Genomic DNA, 18,189 nt, shown 5'->3' with positions numbered 1-18,189 from the left:
TATGCTATTTCATGTAAAAATGACGGTTAATATACCGTTGGACCTTGATAAGGATTATGTAAACGATTTAAAAGCGACAGAAAAAGCTTTATCACAAAAATTACAGCAGGAGGGGAAATGGACGCACATCTGGCGCATCACCGGATTGTATGCAAACTACAGCATTTTTAATGTAGACAGTGCAACAGAAATGCATGACATCTTGATGTCACTCCCACTATATCCTTTTATGGAAGTTGAGGTAACCTCTCTTTGCCACCACTATTCTTCGATTAAAGACGAAGAAGGGGCACACTAAAACCAAAGATTAATTAAATTTTTAAAAATTAACTGATTATAAACATGGAAAGAGCAAAAATAGATGCGGTATTAAATAAAATACTAAGCACTGAAAAAGCAGATCAAGGTGATGCGAGAGTTAAAGAAATCGTGAACCGTTTAACAAAGGACTTATTTTACGCAATTTCAGATCTGAACATCACTTCAGAAGAAATCTGGAAAGCAGTAGATTGGTTTACTGAGGCTGGAAAAAACAATGAAATGGGTTTAGTAGTTGCCGGATCAGGATTAGAACATTATTTGGATATCATCATGGATGATGAGGAAGAAAAGGCAGGCATCACTGGCGGAACCCCGAGAACAATTGAAGGTCCATTATATGTTGCAGGTTCTCCGGAAAGTTTAAGCTATGCTGAATTAGAAAATGAACCGGAACCAAACGGTGAACGTTTATACATGCATGGTTATGTAAAAGATGAAGAAGGCAAACCAGTAGAAGGTGCATTAGTAGAAGTTTGGCACTGCAACCTTAATGGGCTGTACTCTTATTTCGATAGTTCACAATCACCATTTAACTTGAGAAGAGCGATCAGAACAGGTGCTGATGGAAAATATGAGTTCAAAAGCTTCCTGCCTGTAGGATACAGCTGTCCGCCAAACGGAGCTACCGAACGCTTAATGTTTGCATTAGGAAGACATGGCAGCAGACCAGCACATATTCACTTTTTTGTGACTGCACCAGGGTTCAGAAAACTAACTACCCAAATCAATATTGCGGGTGATCCTTTAATTTATGATGATTTTGCTTTTGCAACACGTGAGGATTTAGTGCCTAATATCGAAAGAATTTCACTTGAAGAAGCTACGAAACAAGGTAAAGATGAAGCTTTTGCTTCTATAGATTTTGACTTTAACATCCTTAAAGAAAGAGAAAATCTGTTCGCAGCAGAGAATAAAAGAACTCACGCCGCTTTGTAACAGGCTTACTAACCTAGTTAAAGTATTTACCAATAAAACCAATATTATGCATAAAATCACTCAGGAATATTTAGAAGGCTTACTTATTCACGATAAAGAAAAAGGCCTTTACAGACATCACCGGGAATCATTTACCAACCCTGACCTTTTTGAATTGGAAATGAAACATCTTTTCGAAGGCAATTGGGTTTACCTGGCTCATGAAAGTCAAATATCTGAGAAAAATGATTATTTCAGCACTTATATTGGTCAGCAGCCTGTTTTTATTGCAAGAAATAAAGAAGGCGATTTAAATGCTTTAATTAATGCCTGCAGCCACAAAGGCGCAATGATATGCCGTCATAAAAAGGGTAATAAATCTACATTTACTTGCCCTTTTCATGGCTGGACTTTCAATAATTCCGGAAAGCTACTTAAAGTTAAAGATCCAAGAGAAGCAGGTTATCCTGACGAGTTCAACTGTGAAGGATCACATGACTTGAAGAAAGTAGCCCGTTTTGAATCTTATAAAGGATTTCTATTTGGAAGTCTGAATGCTGAAGTTGCCCCACTGGAGGAATATTTAGGCGATGCCAAAGTGATCATTGATCAAATGGTAGACCAGGCTGAATTTGGCCTGGAGATTTTGAAGGGAAGTTCTACGTATGTCTATAAAGGCAACTGGAAATTGCAGATGGAAAATGGCGCTGATGGATACCATGTAAGTTCTGTACACTGGAATTATGTGGCTACCATGGGCAGGCGCAAATATGAAAACGAGGGTACCAAAGCTGTTGATGCCAACGGCTGGTCTAAGAGCACCGGTGGTGTTTACGGTTTTGAAAACGGACATATTTTATTATGGACCCGAAAAATCAACCCTGAAGTAAGTCCTGTTTACCATCAAAAAGATCGATTAATAAAAGAATTCGGAGAAGAAAAGGCTGATTTTATGGTCAACCTAACCAGGAACCTTGGCATCTATCCCAACGTATTTCTAATGGACCAGTTCTCCAATCAGGTACGTGTGATCAGACCGATCTCTGTCGATGAAACCGAAATTACGATCTACTGTATCGCTCCGAAAAACGAAGATCCTCAACAAAGAGCTGTCCGCATACGTCAGTATGAAGATTTCTTTAATGCAAGTGGCATGGGAACACCAGATGACCTTGAAGAATTCAGGGCTTGTCAGAATGGCTATAAAGGAATCGCATTAGCATGGAATGATGCTTCCAGAGGAGCAAAAAACTGGGTTGATGGCCCGGACGAAAACGCTGTGGCCATGGGCATCAATCCCAAGCTCAGCGGAAATAAATCAGAAGACGAGGGTCTTTTCTTAGTGCAACATAATTATTGGTTAGAAAGCATGAAAGAAGCAGTGAACAAAGCAGATTCTCTAACCGTATAATTATTGCAAATATGACAGATTACCTTAAAATACAATCTTTTCTATATAAAGAGGCCAGGTGCCTGGATGATAAACTCTGGGACGAGTGGCTAAAACATTACGATGAAAAAGCGGAATTCTGGATGCCAGCATGGGATGATGAAGATGAACTTACGCAGGATCCTCAAACAGAAATTTCCTTAATCTATTACCCAAACCGCGATGGTTTGGAAGACAGGGTGTTCAGAATCAAGACAGAACGTTCAAGTGCTTCCATGCCTGAGCCCAGAACTACACATAATATCACCAACCTGGAGATATTAGAAGAAAATGACCAGGAAATAAAAGTCAGGTTCAATTGGTATACCTTAAGTTTCAGGTACCAGACCTCCGACTATTATTTTGGAACTTCTTTTTACACCCTGAAGAAAACTGAAGATTCATACCTTATTTCAAACAAGAAAGTTATCCTAAAAAACGATTACATCCGTCAGGTTATCGATGTATATCATATCTAATAAAAAATGGCAAATATAGCATTGAATTTTGAAGACGGTGTAACCCGTATCATAGCGGGATTACCAGGTGAAACTATTGCCGAAAGTGCATACCGCCTGGGTATCAATATCCCACTTGATTGTGCAGACGGTGCCTGTGGCACATGTAAATGTATGTGTTTATCGGGGGAATACGATCCAGGAGATTATATTGAAGATGCCCTTTCAGACGAAGAGGCGGAAAAGGGTTTTGGACTTGCCTGTCAAATCCGTCCCGAGACTAATATGGTTGTCGAGATATTAGCCAGCTCAGCGGCCTGTAAAGTAAAAGTGGAAAGCTTTGCAACAACCATTACCGAAATAGCCTTCTTAGGCGAAGAAGTCATCAAGCTTAGTGTGAGTACAGCAGATGGAGCAGCGTTAAACTTCCTTGCCGGTCAGTATGTAAATATTGAAATTCCCGGAACAGGCATTACACGATCCTACTCCTTCAGTAATTTAACAGACTCCAATCAGCTTACTTTCTTAATCCGATTGGTAAATGATGGGGTAATGAGCACTTACTTAAGTAATGAAGCCAAAGTCGGTGATACTTTACAATTAACTGGTCCACTGGGTACTTTTTACCTCCGTCCTCTTCAGCAACCGAGTCTATTCTTTGCGGGTGGCACAGGGATAGCGCCATTCATTTCTATGTTAGAAGAATTAAGCCTATCGGGAGTTGAACATCCGATACACCTCTTTTATGGCGTATCCTTTGAAAACAACCTCGTAGAAATGGAACTATTGGAAGGTTTCAAAGCTAAGCTTCCATTAACAATATATACCTGTGTATCCAATGAAAGCTGCGAAAAACACCCAAGTGGCTTCGTCACACAATGGATCAACAAAGAACATCTTGAGTTAGAAAATTATGATGTTTACATCTGTGGCCCTAATGCCATGGTAGAATCAGTTAAAACAGCATTGAAGACTGAGACTATTAATTATTCGAATTTTTATATGGAAAAATTCGTCTCTACAGGAAATCCTGTAACCGCATCTTAAAGAACAAAGAAAACAACAATGATATTTCACAATAGATTTCAACATAAAACTGTCCTGGTAACTGGTGCAGCACAAGGTATAGGAAAAGGTGTAGCTAGTAGAATAGCTGCAGAAGGAGGTGCAGTAATTCTTGTAGACCGCTCACCCATTGTTCAGGAAGTTTTACAGGATCTTTTGAAAGAAAACTTAAAAGCAATAGCCGTTGAAGCTGATCTTGAAACACTGGAAGGCTTTGAACAAGCTGTCGCCAGTGGAGTAGCGGCTTTTAACAGCATCGATATATTAATTAATAATGTTGGCGGCACCATTTGGGCCAAACCTTTCCAGCATTATCAGGAAAATGAAATAGAAAAGGAAGTTCGGCGTTCGTTATTTCCAACGTTATGGGGATGCCATGCTGTTTTACCTGTAATGATAAAAAATGGAGGAGGAACGATCGTAAACGTTTCTTCTGTTGCTACACGAAGTGTTAACCGTGTACCTTATGCGGCAGCGAAAGGAGGTGTTAATGCCATTACCCAATCCTTAGCTTTAGAACAGGCAGCAAATAACATCCGGGTAGTTGGTGTAGCTCCGGGAGGAACTTCAGCCCCTGAACGCCTTGTACCGAGGAATGAAAATCCTCAAACTGAACAAGAAAAAATCTGGTATCAACAAATTGTAGATCAGACCGTTAATTCAACCGTATTGAAAAGATATGGTACCATCGACGAACAAGTGGCCACTATTTTATTTGTTGCTTCCGACGAAGCTTCTTACCTCACCGGTTTAACAATTCCGGTAGGTGGCGGAGATCTGGGTTAATATTAAATAAACTGAATTAAAAACATCACAATGCCAATCATAAAATTATCAAACAGCGATTGCTATTACGAATTCGAAGATTTTGGGAATGACAAAACCATCGTCTTTTCTAATTCTCTTGGCACGGACTTTACCATGTGGGATTACCAGCTGGATATATTAAGTCATCATTTCAATGTATTGAGGATGGATACCCGGGGTCATGGAAATAGCACCATCAAACAGGACGAGGTAAGTATAGAAGAACTTGGAACGGATGTAATTGAATTACTGGACCAGTTAAAACTTAATAAAGTTTATTTCTGCGGACTTTCCATGGGCGGTTTAATCGGGCAGTGGCTCGGTATCCATTATTCCAATCGTTTCGAAAAAATCATCCTCAGCAATACCGCAGCAAAAATCGGTAATGAAGAAGGCTGGAATACCAGAATTCAACAGGTTCTGGAAAACGGAATGGCAAGCATCGTCGATGCAACTGCAGAAAGATGGTTTACGCCTGAGTTCAGAGAAAGTGCTCCAGACACCGTTTCACAAATATTGAAGAACTTTGAAAACAACGACCTGAGAGGTTATACAGCCAGTTGTGCTGCTGTTCGCGATGCCGATTTCAGTGCTCAACTCTATGACCTGGAAGTACCGGTTTTGGTGATCAGCGGCTTGCAAGATCAGGTAACAACCGTTGAAGACGGGAAGTTTCTAGCGAAACGCATTCCTGTTTCCAAACATGTTTCTTTAGATGCTGCACACCTCTCTAGCGTGGAATGTGCAGAAGAGTTCGCCAAACATATTTTACATTTTTCAGAAAACTAATTTTATAATCTATAAAATGAAACAAGTACCACAAATATCTTTACAAGAAGCGGTAGCTTTTGTAAAAGATGGTGACACCTTATTACAAGGTGGTTTTGGGATGACAGGTAACCCTGTACACCTGATGCATGCACTTGCAGAAACATCGACTAAAGATTTAACTTTTATTGGCAACAATGTAGGCGAGGTCGGCATTGGTGGCGGACGACTGTTACGCAATGGTCAGTTAAAAAAAATGATAGGTTCATTTTTCACTTCCAATCCTGAGGCTGTTAAAGCGGCACAGGACGGTGTTGTCGCGTATGAATTATTACCTCAGGGCACGTTAGCTGAAGCACTGCGTGCCGGTGGCGCAGGCATTGGTGCTTTTTACACACCAACCTCTGCAGGTACTGATTTGGCTAAAGGCAGGGAAACAAAAATATTTGATGGTAAAGAACAGGTATTAATTCCGGGCATCCGTGGTAATGTCGCCTTTATCCGCGCCTGGAGAGCAGATACCGCAGGTAACCTGCAATACAGAATGACAGAGCAAAACTTTAACCTTGCTATGGCTACTGCTGCAGACCTTGTGATTGCTGAAGTAGAAGAAATCGTTGCTGTAGGCGAGATTCTGCCTGAGCATGTACATACGCCAGGTTGTTATATAGATTACCTGGTGCAGGCAACCCTTACCCTAGAAGATCTTGGCAGTTCAGCCTCCATCAGCACGGGTAAGAAACCTTCAGAAATGCGCCTGAACATGGCTAAACGAGCTTTAGCAGAACTAAAAAAAGGCGATGTGGTGAACCTTGGTATCGGTATACCTACCCTGGTTGCTGATTTAATTACACCTGAAGATGGTATCATCCTGCATACTGAAAATGGGATGCTGGGTGTTGGTCCCGCTCCTGCTGATGGCGGTGCAATGGACTACCCCGTAAATGCAGGGAAAATTCCGGTAACAGCTTTACCTGGAAGTTCTTATTTCGATAGTTCAGCTTCTTTTGCCATGATCCGCGGTAAACATGTGGATATAGCGGTAATGGGCGGCTTAGAGGTAGACGAACAAGGAAACCTTGCCAACTGGGCCGTTCCTGGTCAGCCGTTATTAGGCGTTGGCGGTGCAATGGATTTAGCTTCCGGTGCAAAAGTACTGATCATCACCATGATGCATACCGAAAAAGATGGTACGCCTAAAATCGTGCCTTCTTGTGAATTACCGCTAACGGCACTTCAGGCAGTAGATATGATTATTACAGACCTTGCCGTATTCAAATTTATAGATAGTAAACTCACCTTAATAGAATTAATGCCTGGAGCAACACTTGAAGATGTTAAGGCAAAAACAAGTGCCAGTTTTGAGTCACTGATTGGATAAGATAAATAGAAGTTTTTATTTATCTGAACTTATATGTAGAGAAAATGTTAAAGGATTGGATCAATACAAGTGGATATACTAACGCCATCATATATACGTTTCGTTGTGTACTGGGTTTCCTGATTGGTTATTTTCTTTATAAAAAATATCTGCATGAAGAGCTGTTCTGGACACTTTTATCAATTGTACTGGTCATCTCCCCTGAGGAAAAAGATTCAAAGCGATTATCAATTGAGCGGTTTAAATCAAATTTAGTTGGCTCGGGTGTTGGATTGATCTGTTATTTAATCCACCCACCAAATGCTTTAGTGATGGTTATTGGAATAATTGTAACCATCATTTTCTGTCATCTCTTTAAAATGCTGAACATGGCCAGGGTAGCAGTTGTTGCCCTGATCATTATCCTTTCCTGGCATTCATCAACCAATCTTGAATATGCCCCCGTTCTGCGTTTTTTAACCGTCGCTTTAGGTTGTTTACTGGGTTTAGCTATTGTAGTAAGCACGTCCTGGATCATTAAAAAATTAAAAATACTGCACGATTAATAGATTAAAATTACAATGGAACAAGAAGTTTTTATCATAGATGGCATCCGCACACCTATAGGAAGTTTTGGGGGCACACTCGCTCCTGTCCGTACGGATGATTTAGCTGCAATAGTTATTAAAGAATTATTACGCAGGAACCCTGAAATACCAGTTTCTGAAATTGAAGATGTTATTTTGGGTTGTCATAACCAGGCTGGTGAAGACAACCGGAATGTTGCCCGCATGGCCTTACTTTTAGCGGGCCTGCCAGTCACCATTCCTGGTGAAACCGTAAACAGGCTGTGTGCTTCGGGCATGTCGGCCATAGTGAATGCTTACAGGGGAATTAAGGCTGGCGACGGTGACATTTATATTGCCGGCGGTGTGGAGCACATGACGCGTGGACCGATGGTGGTTTCCAAAGCAAGTAAGGCCTTTGGCAATGACTCGCAAATGTTTGATTCTTCTTTCGGATGGCGTTTCGTTAATCCGAAAATGAAGGAGATGTATGGTGTAGATGCCATGGGTGTTACTGCAGAAAATCTGGCAGAAATGTATAATATCAGCAGGGAAGAACAAGATCAGTTTGCCGTGAGATCTCAGCTAAAAGCAGCTGCTGCTCAGGCAAGTGGACGCCTGGCTGAAGAAATTATGCCTGTAGAAATTCCCCAGCGAAAAGGAGATCCTGTTGTTTTCGCCCAGGATGAGTTTGTTAAACCCAATACTAACTTAGCTGGCTTGTCGAAACTGAAGGCAGCATTCAAAAAAGAAAATGGAACAGTAACCGCCGGCAATGCATCAGGTTTAAATGATGGTGCAGCGGCAGTTTATATCGCTTCTGCAAAAGCGGTAGAAAAATACAAGCTTAAACCGGTAGCTAAAATTATAGCCAGTGCGGTTACAGGTGTTGAACCCCGGATTATGGGTATTGGCCCGGTAAGTGCCAGTCAAAAAGCATTGGCAAAAGCCGGTTTAACCCTCGAAGATATGGATATCATCGAACTGAACGAGGCTTTCTCCGCTCAATCGATTGCCTGCATCAAAGGGCTTGGTTTATCGGTTGATGATCCCCGGATCAATGTGAATGGTGGTGCGATTGCTTTAGGGCATCCACTGGGGATGTCAGGTACACGCATTACCTACTCGGCAGCATTGGAATTAAAAAAACAAAATAAGAGATATGCTTTGGCTACCATGTGTGTAGGCGTGGGACAAGGCTATGCCGTGATCTTAGAGGGCATAGCTTAAGGTTAAGTTGTCATCATCCCGAATGGGACGTCATCTCGGACTCCGTTTCGAGATCTATTTATTTACTAAAAAACAAATTATTCTCCGATGAAAAACTACCAATGCAATGCTCTTTTGAACATTGTCATTGGTAGTTATCATAATGTCTTGGTCGCAACATCAACTTATTTTCCTGGGACCCGCGTAAAAATCATTTCACTTCCTAACCTATACTTTCCATTTTCTTGCTGATAACCTTCCCATTTATAGTGGTCCTTATCTATGAATATATTTCACATTATCGTAACCTTCAATTTCAAGACCTTGATAGGGTACTTCTTTCATTTTCCCATCCTGTATGGGCATCTGTAATGTTCCTTCCGATAACACATCTGAAATGAAGTAACGTCCGTTTGCAAATGATTTTCTTACCACAGTGACGCTGAACTCCATTCCTACCGTACTGGTAACAGAATCAGTCCAGTTGAAGTGTTTTCCTTTAACACTCCATGTGCCAACGATATCGGCCAATAACTCGTGATTTTTGCCGGGTCTGGAATAATCAATCATTTGATTGAAAGTCTCTTCTGATGCTGAATAAACATTTGTAATAGAATCTTTTTTCTCCTGCGCAAGTGACGGGACTGCATAACAAGCAACTCCCATCACCAGTAAAACTAATAAAAAGGGTTTCAAAATAGCAGCAATAGGTGCTCTTTGGATTAACACTTCCTGGTTAGTCCAGTTTGTTTTTTCTAGTGTCATAACATTTAATTTTCAGATGAACGACCTAATTTTCCGTACTGCCTAACCTGAATTTATATAACTCTTGGGGTAAATTAAATACACACAAAAACGAAAACATTTGAATAATATATTAACAACTTCAAAAAGTTGATTTTTAATCTATTAAATTATTTACATAAATTTATATTTGATCTTATGTATCAGTCGTATTGATGAGGTCGGTTATCTGCAGTTGATCGAAGCAACAGCTATTCATTCATTTCAACAATGCTGTATGATGAATTTAGATTTGGCAAACAATCCACTTTTTGCTTACCTTCTGGTGATCTTACCAGACGAATGGGTAGCGGCGGAAACGATCAAGATGAAACAGTATTTTAAGGATGTATACGGTTGCAGCAAAGCTTTCAGCATGAAGCCTCATCTCACCTTAACAAAATTCATTCAAAGTGAAAAGATGGAACAGGCTATCGTGGATGATATTGAAAAATTCAGCCGATCAATAAAACCTTTCGACCTCATCTTTTCTGGTTTTGGCCACTTCCCTCGTCATACCGTCTATATAAATATTCTGAATCCCTCACCTGTTGTTGACATCGTTGAAAACTTCAAATCCGGCTTTAAGCAAATTTTAACCTGTACGGAGCAGTATAAACCCATTTTTGTGACAAAGCCCCATCTCACCATTGCAAGGGGAATGAAAGATGTGCAGCATGAGCAAGCCTGGCTGGAATGGGAAAACAGGAAGTTTGAAGCTTCCTTTAAGGTTGAGGAAGTTGTGCTTTTAAAAAAAGCAATTCAACATGATGTCCATGATTGGGGAAAATACCATTCAGTTAAAACCTTTCCATTTTCAGGCAGTAGTCGACAGGAAGAACAACTGAGTTTTACTTTATAATAGGAAGTAGTAAGCTTCGCTTCCTGATTTGTAATTTAAGCAAGCTTTTTAAGCAAAAAAGGTATTATCATTTGCTGATCGCAAATCATAATACCTTTTGACAAATCCTAATTCAGTATTACCGCTTTATTTATTTGAATAATAATTATAAATATGTTCAGAAATTGCCGCCAAAGTTTTCTTTGCAGCAGCCTCTTCCAGGCCTTTAGATAATAAAATCACGACATATTTTCGTCCATCAGGAAGATATACAATACCCGAATCATTATAGATTCCGGTGATAGACCCTGTTTTATTGGCCACTCTTACATCCTTTGGCAACCTTGCCGGAATCACACTTCTGAAAGTCTGTTGAAATAAGATCTCAATCATCGCATCACTTGCTTTCTTGCTCACCATCTTTCCCTTGGCTAGCTGTTCGAAAACCAACATCAGGTCGTAGGCAGTAACCGTATTGTTCATCCCCTTATCGAAAGCTTTACCGTCCTCTACACCACGCAATACCTGGATTTTGTGTGCACCGATGCTGCGCATGGTCTTATTCACATTTTTCGCACCCACCAGGTCGATGAGGATATTAGTAGCCAGGTTGCTGCTCTTAGTGATCATCAGCAACAACAGCTCGTCAATACTTACTTTGGCACCGATCTTTTTATAAAGCGCCTGCTCACTGTCATCCTTAGCACTGATGCTGTATCTTGATCCATCTGCAATACTCTTAAAGGAATTATAGACTTTAATAGAATCAGTGATTGCGAACTTGCCTTTTTCTGCCTGTTTAAAAACCTCCGCCATGACGGGGGTTTTCATCGTGCTGGCCGCATGGAAAGAAGTTTTGTCGTTGATCAGGAAAGTTTCATTGGTTTCCACATCACGAAAAGCAACTGCAAAATCAGCATTTTTGTGTGGAGCGGTTTCCGCTGTAATGCGTTTGCGCAAGGCTGCCGTATCCAAAATGGCTTTTTGATCCGGCTTAAGGACCAGGTCTTCCAAATCACGGTCCGCATCAGAAAAAGTACTGATGAACCTGGCATCACGAACGGTACGGTCTGGGTTCAATGAAAAAGATAAAAATGGTCCTTCTCCCATATTTTTGTTTTTGAAATGAGCCCTGAATAAGTCGCCATGGAAATGTACCAAATCAGCATCATAGTTTGGCGATTTAACAAAAGTCATGCTTAAACCATTAGCCTCCTTCTTAATTTCAATAGGCCCAATCAATTCGTCCTTAAAAACACCGGCATACTTTTCAAGCGGAAGGCTCATCCGCAAGCTATTGTCTGGCATTAGCTGAGACCGGGTCTTCTGAAGCGAGTCTCTTCTTGTAGCAGACGCGTCCCATCCTTTTTTATAACCAGCCAGCCAATCAAAAGGTTCGGCTTTCATATTAAAGTCAAGGATATGGTTAATGATGGACCAATATGCGCCGGTAGAAAGCTGATTGGTCAGTACCACCACACCCAGGTTCAATGCTGGTATCATCGCTATCTGGGAAACAAATCCCGTTAGTAAACCACCATGGCCTACAACCTGGTGCTGGCGGTAGTCGTAAGTACGGAAACCTAAAGCATAACCTGAGAAATGCTTTTGGGCAGGCTTAAGCCATTCAGGCTCCTTGCCGACCGGCATAGGCCTTATAATTTTCCATAATTCAGTAGTGGAAGAAGGTTTATAAAGCCGACTGTGATCAGGTGTACGTCCAGAATCCAGCTGCGTGATCAGCCATTTAGACATGTCTTGGGCCGAAGAAGCAATTCCTCCTGCCGGGTTACTTGCATCACCGATATTCTGGTCGAAAAAGCTATCAATAACCCGCAGTTCACCATCCCTCAACACATGAGAATAGGCTATATTCGGCTGTTGTCTTAAGGTGGAGAAACGGCTGATGCTATTGTTCATTCCGATTTTGTGGAAGATCTTCGTTTTCACAAAATCCTCCCAGCTCATTCCCGATACCACCTCAATCACCTCTCCTGCTGCCAGGTATAAAATATTATCATAAGCATAAACTGTACGGAAATCATGGCTAAGTTTCACATCTTTCAATTTGCTCAGCAATTCCTTGCGCGTAAAAGTTGAAGGCGGAAACAGCAGCACATCATTGGCATAGGCCGTGAGGCCACTATGGTGAACAAACAGGTCCCGCAGGGTGAGGTTTGTCGTCACATAATCATCAGACATTTTAAACCAAGGCAGGTATTTGATCACTTTATCTTCCCAATTCAGCTTTCCCTCATCAACCAGCATCGCCATCGCTGTGGAGGTGAAGGCTTTACTATTGGAAGCAATGCTAAACAACGTATTTTCATCAACCGGAGCGGGGTCTCCCAATTTTTTTACCCCATAACCTTTGACCATCACAATTTTCCCGTCCTTTACAATACCTATGCTCAAACCAGGCACCTGGAAAGATTGCATCACTTGACTGACGTAGGCATCTAAACCCGGTGGCAAAACCTGCTGCTGGGCCTTGGCATCAGCCAGCAAAAAACAAAGCAGCATGGTAACCAGACCTGTTCTCATTTTGTGTAACATCATTTTATATTTTTGGATTATTTGAAATCTCCTTTGATTAAAGTAATATGTTTTCAATGGTATACATTTTGTTTCCATACGCAAATGAAGCTATCATAAGTCTTTTATCGCAAGTCGTTCGAATTCTTAATAGTTGTAAGCTAATGATGGTTAATCAAAAAAGCGCTGAACTACGGTTTTAAACCAGTAATTCAGCGCATTTGTAAGCATCTGTAGCAATTAAACGTTCAATTATGGTTTATCCCACCATAGTGGTGTATCCAATGATACATCGGCCGGCACATTTGATGCGTTCTCAGCTCTTTCTCCTGATGGATAGGCCACTCTGCGGATGAAGTTAGGAATTACTGCGCCCACCGGCAATTTGAAATCCTTATATTTATAGTCATACCTACGCACATCATTCCATGCATCAGCGCTTAAATAAGTTGCAGCATATTTTTCTTTGAAAATCAAATCCAGGGTCAAGTTTGCTTCTCCAACACTTACGATTGGATTAGTGATATAAGCATCACGATCAGCAGCACTCACCTCCAGTTTATTCATATTTGCGGTGATCCCTGCAAGGTAAGCCGCATAAGCCCTGGCCCTTCCTGCTGGTCCTGATCTGAATGCCGCTTCCGCTTCAATAAACTTAAGTTCAGCATAGGTAATCACAAATAACGGGGAAGTTCTATTGGTTAATGGCGAAATTAAACTGACATAGTTTTCATCACGTACCGTATTGGCATCAGGACCTAAATTACCGGCGCCGTTACGTGTGCCCTTATAAATACCCTTCACTGTTTTATCTGTAATTTTAGCAATCCTTGGATCTAAAAGGCCATATTTTACGCCATTCATGTGGTCAATAAAATTGTCCGACAACCAACCACCTAACAAGTTACCGGCATTACTTACCGCAAGCTGTGCCCATGGATTAATCCCGGCGAAAACAGCCATACCTGCATCATCTGCATTTGTGGCATACGACTTTTCAACCGCCGCCAATACACCTGCCGGGTTGTAGGCAGCCTTTTTAGATATTTTATTAAGGAACCTTGCCTGAATACCATAGGCAGTTTTTAACCATGCAGCGCGGTTTCCACCGTGGATCAAATCTGAAGCCGCATCAAGACTCATAGTGGCATTTGTTTTCTGAAGATTGGCAATACTTTGCTCAATCAGGGTAACAGAAGTTTGATACAATTGCTCTTCAGAATCATATTTTGGTGTCAAGGCACCATTCAAGCCAAATGCTTCCGAATAAGGCGCACTTCCCCAGGTATCAGCAACGAGGCCTAAAGTATAGCCCATCAGTAGCTGAGCCACCCCGAGGTGATCAGTGGCACCAGCAGCTTCCGCTTTTGCAATCATGTCAGATAAATCAGCCATTGCATAATAGGCATTATCCCATTGTGACGAGTTATCTGTGATCTGGTAGGTATCAGATGCCCCACCCGCAGAAGCACTGGCCTGATATTGAGCATAAAAGGTATTAAAGCTAGCAAATCGCTGACCGTTCAAACCTGCCTTATGGGTAGCAGTTGATAATAAAGCATTAATAGGCGGCTGTTGAACCTGATTTGGGTTGTCATTTTTATCAAAATAATCTTTACACCCCTGACTCATCCCCGTGAATGAGGCAAGCAGGATAAAAATCGCTATTTTATTATATTTTTTCATATTCGTCATATCTTAAAAACCAACATTTATTGAGAAAAGATAGCTTCTTACAGCTGGATAAGTCATACCTGCGAAACCGTCGATGTTAGATCCACTGTTTGTGGTAGAACTCTCCGGATCGAAACCATCATAGTCAGTCCATAACAATAAATTGTTACCGGTTACTGAAAGGTTTACATTTTTCACAAAACTGTTATTTATCCATTTTTTAGGAAGTGAATAACCTATTGACATCGAACGCAATCTTATCCATGAAGCATCCTGCACATAAGGCTCAGATACACCCCTGTCATATAAGCGGTAATAACCATCACCATAATTTACATTAGTAGATGGATCAACACCCTGTCCAAGCCATACTTCCTTTGTATTAGGCGTTCCATCAGCAAGAACACCTTCAAAGACTTTATGATCATTTCTATTTTCCGTACGTTTAGACATACCAAAAGCCGAATAGTAATTGGCTAACTGGTTGTAGCGTTCCTGACCAATTCTGGCATCGAATAATACGTTCAGGGATACATCTTTGTAACGGAAATTATTATTCCATCCACCGATCCAATCCGGTTGAACATTACCCAATTTCTTTTGGTCTGCTGCTAATCCTACGATTGGAAATCCATTTGCACCAATTAATAGCGGTCTTGAAGGATCACTTGCTTCGGTTGATTTATCTAAACCAGCAGAAATTTCTGCTGCAGTGAAATAACGTTTAAATTCGGTCCCATATAAAGTTCCATAAGCCTCTCCAGGAATCAGCTTCATCGTTACCCTTGCATTTAAATAACCATGCTCGTTGGCCGCATTGATTTCTTTTAAATCAGGCCTTAAAGAAACAATTTTGTTTCTGTTAACAGAGTAGTTCAAGGTAGTTTCCCATGAAAAATCCCTGCTTTTTAGCGGTGTTGCTGTCAGGGTAAGCTCTATACCTTTATTCGACATGCTACCCGCATTCACGGCAGCCGTTACATATCCGGTAGAAGAGGAAATAGGCACGCTGATGATTTGGTCTTTACTCAAAGAACTGTAATAGTTGGCATCAAGTCCTAATCTTCCGCCAAAAAACTTCACATTGAAACCACCTTCATAGGTATCGGTAAACTCAGGTTTAAGCGTTGGATCTCCCAATAATGAAGGCCTTGTAAAACCTGTAACACCCGTTGGTAAGCCGGTATAGCTGGCAAAACCCAGGCTTGTTGAATAAGCATTGGCATCTTTACCAATCCGTGCATAAGAGAACCTCAACTTCGCATTGTTGATGACTTCAGGAAGTTTGAGGTGATCAGAGATGATATAGCTCACACTTGCAGAAGGATAAAAGAAAGAGTTATTAGGACTAACCAATGAAGAGGTAATGTCATTTCTTCCTGTTAAAGTCAGGTATAGATAATCTTTATAATTCAAAGATAACTCTCCGAATATACCCATCAACCTATAATCTTCCTCGTAAGTAGCTCCGCTTAAAAATTTCGCATTGTTCAAGCTGTACCAATCAAACACCGTTAAATCAGAACCCTCTACAGCGTTTCTTTCGATTTTTCTGTTGTAAAGATCATGACCGACACGGAATGTTCCACCCAATCCATTTTCGTTGGTATGGGTTAAACTCGCAATAAAGGTGCTATTGATACTTCTGAAATTATTATTGTAATTATTGACTAAACCCATACCAGGGAATGCATCAGTACCATTCTCTTCCACAAGGCGTTCACCGATCAGCCCCTGGAAACCAGGTGCAGTCATTGCCCTGCTGTCGCGATAAGTATCTATACCGGCACGGTAATTAAAGTTTAACCATTTTAATGGCTGATAAGAAGCATTGGCACTACCAATCAGGCGCAACACATCGTCAGTAAAGCTCTGAGATTCCGCTAAATAGCGTGGATTTGTTGTTGACCCATAAGAACGCATGGTGCCATTTTCTACCTGGTAATCATTCACATCATGGCGTGGCGACCAATAAATCAACTGCTCAATATAGCGGCCTGCATTATAGCGGCGGCCTCCGGTATTGGAAACATTAATGGATGCACCGGCATTGAACTTTTCACTCGGTTTAAACGTAGTATTTAATCTTCCCTGCAAATTACTAAAGTCTGTAGAAGGCAATACCCCATTGTGCTGCAATTGTGATACGGAGCTCAAGAAGGTGATTTTTTCTGACCCACCAGAAACGGTGATCCCATTACGGTATTGGCCGCCGGTTTGAAAGGCATCCGCCATGTGGTTATACAATTGTGCCGGATGTGTTGGATCAAGTTTAATGGCTTCTTCTACCGTCGGACCATAAGATGGCCAGAAATCATCAGCGTTATATACCCCTCTCCAACCCTGGGTATACTTACTTTGCAATTCGGGCATGGTATTTACATTTTCAACACCAAAAGTACCCTGGTAATCAATTTTAATCGCTCCCTGTTTTCCAGATTTAGTGGTAATCACGACCACACCGTTGGCACCACGCAAACCATATAAGGCTGTCGCTGCACCACCACGGAGAATGTTCATGGATTCAATATCATCCGGATTCAGATCCACAGCGCGGTTACTCATGCCATAGCCACCACCCTGAGTTGAAGTGGTGTTATCCATGAAAATTCCATCAATAACAAATAGCGGCTGGTTATCACGACCCGGGTCAATGGAGTTCACACCACGAATCTGGATCTTGGCGCCCTGTCCTGGGGCACCACCTGTGCTGCTGATGGTAACACCGGCAACTTTACCTTGCAGGGCATTCACCACATTGGGCTGGCGATTTTTAGTAAGGTCTTCGCCATCTACAGGTTGTGTTGAATAAGCAAGAGATCGCGGATCACGCTTGATGCCCAATGCCGTAACAACAACTTCAGTTAGTTGTTCTGCAGCGGGAGATAAGGAGACATTCACGACCGACTGGGAAGTGACCACCACTTCTTTTGGCGTATAGCCAATATAGCTGAAGGTAAGTGTGCCACCTGTACTGGGGATTTTAATGGCATAATCACCATTATTGTTTGTTGCAACTGCGGTAGAGGTGCCTTTCAGTTTCACCACAACCCCGGGCAGGGTCGTTGAATTTTCTGAATCGGTCACCTTACCACTTACATCTTTCGTTTGAGCCATCACAGCAGAGGCCCAGAAAAAAAGAAGGGGTAGAATACTTAAAGTAAACTTTCTTTTCATAATTAGTTGTTTAGGGTTAGGTTGATTGGAGGTATTATTGGGTGAAGATTTTATCTACATAACAGGACTTCATTTAAATGCAAAATTTGAGTCTTTAGCTCTTGCAAGGTAAAATTAATCTCCAATAAAAATACACTAAAATGATAATTGTAAGGGAAAATTCCGAAAATTATACAGCATATTCTAAATATTTTCAATTAAAGCACCTGATTGAAATAAACTACAAAGAAATAAAAGGTTTTAACACCAAAATACACAACACAAACACATTTTGTTACAAA

15 protein-coding genes are annotated in these 18,189 nt (G+C 41.2%); 11 read left to right on the top strand and 4 right to left on the bottom strand.

The features are described 5' to 3' along the window. Position 1 precedes the first annotated feature (1 nt). Genes catC through pcaF form a run of 10 tightly spaced genes read left to right on the top strand, consistent with a single transcriptional unit; the run spans position 2 to position 8,919 of the window. Positions 2-298 (top strand): muconolactone Delta-isomerase, encoded by a 297-nt coding sequence (catC, locus tag WG905_RS04510; RefSeq protein WP_339590511.1) that lies wholly within the window; start codon positions 2-4, stop codon positions 296-298. A gap of 44 nt (positions 299-342) precedes the next feature. Continuing rightward, positions 343-1,257, top strand: a complete 915-nt coding sequence (gene catA, locus WG905_RS04505; RefSeq protein ID WP_339590510.1) for a catechol 1,2-dioxygenase — start codon at positions 343-345, stop codon at positions 1,255-1,257. Between the two features lie 46 nt (positions 1,258-1,303). Continuing rightward, a complete protein-coding gene (locus WG905_RS04500) occupies positions 1,304-2,647 on the top strand; it encodes a Rieske 2Fe-2S domain-containing protein (RefSeq protein WP_339590509.1) in 1,344 nt (447 codons plus the stop codon). Positions 2,648-2,658: 11 nt separating this feature from the next. Further along, complete coding sequence (gene benB / locus WG905_RS04495) at positions 2,659-3,144, top strand: benzoate 1,2-dioxygenase small subunit (RefSeq protein WP_339590508.1); 486 nt, start codon at positions 2,659-2,661, stop codon at positions 3,142-3,144. Between the two features lie 6 nt (positions 3,145-3,150). Next, entirely contained in the window at positions 3,151-4,170 is a 1,020-nt protein-coding gene (benC, locus tag WG905_RS04490; RefSeq protein ID WP_339590507.1) for a benzoate 1,2-dioxygenase electron transfer component BenC, read from the top strand. A gap of 18 nt (positions 4,171-4,188) precedes the next feature. After that, a complete protein-coding gene (locus WG905_RS04485) occupies positions 4,189-4,974 on the top strand; it encodes a 1,6-dihydroxycyclohexa-2,4-diene-1-carboxylate dehydrogenase (protein WP_339590506.1) in 786 nt (261 codons plus the stop codon). A 30-nt stretch (positions 4,975-5,004) separates the two neighbouring features. Further along, the gene (pcaD, locus tag WG905_RS04480; RefSeq protein ID WP_339590505.1) at positions 5,005-5,784 is read left to right on the top strand and encodes a 3-oxoadipate enol-lactonase; all 780 of its coding nucleotides are present in this window, start codon (positions 5,005-5,007) and stop codon (positions 5,782-5,784) included. A 16-nt stretch (positions 5,785-5,800) separates the two neighbouring features. Next, a complete protein-coding gene (locus WG905_RS04475; RefSeq protein ID WP_339590504.1) occupies positions 5,801-7,144 on the top strand; it encodes a 3-oxoacid CoA-transferase in 1,344 nt (447 codons plus the stop codon). A gap of 44 nt (positions 7,145-7,188) precedes the next feature. Continuing rightward, a complete protein-coding gene (locus WG905_RS04470) occupies positions 7,189-7,689 on the top strand; it encodes an FUSC family protein (RefSeq protein WP_339590503.1) in 501 nt (166 codons plus the stop codon). A 15-nt stretch (positions 7,690-7,704) separates the two neighbouring features. Continuing rightward, positions 7,705-8,919, top strand: a complete 1,215-nt coding sequence (pcaF, locus tag WG905_RS04465; RefSeq protein ID WP_339590502.1) for a 3-oxoadipyl-CoA thiolase — start codon at positions 7,705-7,707, stop codon at positions 8,917-8,919. A 255-nt stretch (positions 8,920-9,174) separates the two neighbouring features. Here the strand turns inward: pcaF and WG905_RS04460 are convergent, their stop codons facing one another. Beyond that, the gene (locus WG905_RS04460; protein WP_339590501.1) at positions 9,175-9,663 is read right to left on the bottom strand and encodes a hypothetical protein; all 489 of its coding nucleotides are present in this window, start codon (positions 9,661-9,663) and stop codon (positions 9,175-9,177) included. Between the two features lie 256 nt (positions 9,664-9,919). Here WG905_RS04460 and WG905_RS04455 point away from each other — a divergent pair, with 256 nt between their 5' ends. Next, positions 9,920-10,543: a 2'-5' RNA ligase family protein gene (locus WG905_RS04455; protein ID WP_339590500.1), complete on the top strand. Its 624-nt coding sequence runs from the start codon at positions 9,920-9,922 to the stop codon at positions 10,541-10,543. Between the two features lie 126 nt (positions 10,544-10,669). Here WG905_RS04455 and WG905_RS04450 read toward each other — a convergent pair whose 3' ends face one another. The 3 genes from WG905_RS04450 to WG905_RS04440 all read right to left on the bottom strand — a co-directional run bounded on the left by WG905_RS04450 (position 10,670) and on the right by WG905_RS04440 (position 17,908). Next, positions 10,670-13,081 (bottom strand): serine hydrolase, encoded by a 2,412-nt coding sequence (locus WG905_RS04450; RefSeq protein WP_339590499.1) that lies wholly within the window; start codon positions 13,079-13,081, stop codon positions 10,670-10,672. Positions 13,082-13,309: 228 nt separating this feature from the next. After that, positions 13,310-14,743, bottom strand: a complete 1,434-nt coding sequence (locus WG905_RS04445) for a SusD/RagB family nutrient-binding outer membrane lipoprotein (RefSeq protein WP_339590498.1) — start codon at positions 14,741-14,743, stop codon at positions 13,310-13,312. A gap of 12 nt (positions 14,744-14,755) precedes the next feature. Continuing rightward, positions 14,756-17,908 carry a SusC/RagA family TonB-linked outer membrane protein gene (locus tag WG905_RS04440; RefSeq protein ID WP_339590497.1) on the bottom strand — a complete coding sequence of 1,051 codons (3,153 nt, stop codon included), beginning with the start codon at positions 17,906-17,908 and terminating at the stop codon, positions 14,756-14,758. Positions 17,909-18,189 lie beyond the last annotated feature (281 nt).

Origin of the sequence: Pedobacter immunditicola (assembly GCF_037482985.1) — a bacterium.
GTDB classification, from domain to species: Bacteria; Bacteroidota; Bacteroidia; order Sphingobacteriales; family Sphingobacteriaceae; genus Pedobacter; species Pedobacter immunditicola.
This window is presented reverse-complemented; position numbering and strand designations above follow the sequence as displayed.

What these genes read in the sequence shown, in the direction of transcription:
- WG905_RS04485 (WP_339590506.1), top strand. Translation starts at nt 4,189, where the DNA reads ATGATATTTCACAATAGATTTCAACATAAAACTGTCCTGGTAACTGGT.
- WG905_RS04470 (WP_339590503.1), top strand. Translation starts at nt 7,189, where the DNA reads ATGTTAAAGGATTGGATCAATACAAGTGGATATACTAACGCCATCATA.
- WG905_RS04460 (WP_339590501.1), bottom strand. Translation starts at nt 9,663, where the DNA reads ATGACACTAGAAAAAACAAACTGGACTAACCAGGAAGTGTTAATCCAA.
- WG905_RS04455 (WP_339590500.1), top strand. Translation starts at nt 9,920, where the DNA reads ATGATGAATTTAGATTTGGCAAACAATCCACTTTTTGCTTACCTTCTG.
- WG905_RS04475 (WP_339590504.1), top strand. Translation starts at nt 5,801, where the DNA reads ATGAAACAAGTACCACAAATATCTTTACAAGAAGCGGTAGCTTTTGTA.
- pcaD (WP_339590505.1), top strand. Translation starts at nt 5,005, where the DNA reads ATGCCAATCATAAAATTATCAAACAGCGATTGCTATTACGAATTCGAA.
- WG905_RS04500 (WP_339590509.1), top strand. Translation starts at nt 1,304, where the DNA reads ATGCATAAAATCACTCAGGAATATTTAGAAGGCTTACTTATTCACGAT.
- pcaF (WP_339590502.1), top strand. Translation starts at nt 7,705, where the DNA reads ATGGAACAAGAAGTTTTTATCATAGATGGCATCCGCACACCTATAGGA.
- WG905_RS04450 (WP_339590499.1), bottom strand. Translation starts at nt 13,081, where the DNA reads ATGATGTTACACAAAATGAGAACAGGTCTGGTTACCATGCTGCTTTGT.
- benB (WP_339590508.1), top strand. Translation starts at nt 2,659, where the DNA reads ATGACAGATTACCTTAAAATACAATCTTTTCTATATAAAGAGGCCAGG.
- catA (WP_339590510.1), top strand. Translation starts at nt 343, where the DNA reads ATGGAAAGAGCAAAAATAGATGCGGTATTAAATAAAATACTAAGCACT.
- WG905_RS04440 (WP_339590497.1), bottom strand. Translation starts at nt 17,908, where the DNA reads ATGAAAAGAAAGTTTACTTTAAGTATTCTACCCCTTCTTTTTTTCTGG.
- catC (WP_339590511.1), top strand. Translation starts at nt 2, where the DNA reads ATGCTATTTCATGTAAAAATGACGGTTAATATACCGTTGGACCTTGAT.
- benC (WP_339590507.1), top strand. Translation starts at nt 3,151, where the DNA reads ATGGCAAATATAGCATTGAATTTTGAAGACGGTGTAACCCGTATCATA.
- WG905_RS04445 (WP_339590498.1), bottom strand. Translation starts at nt 14,743, where the DNA reads ATGAAAAAATATAATAAAATAGCGATTTTTATCCTGCTTGCCTCATTC.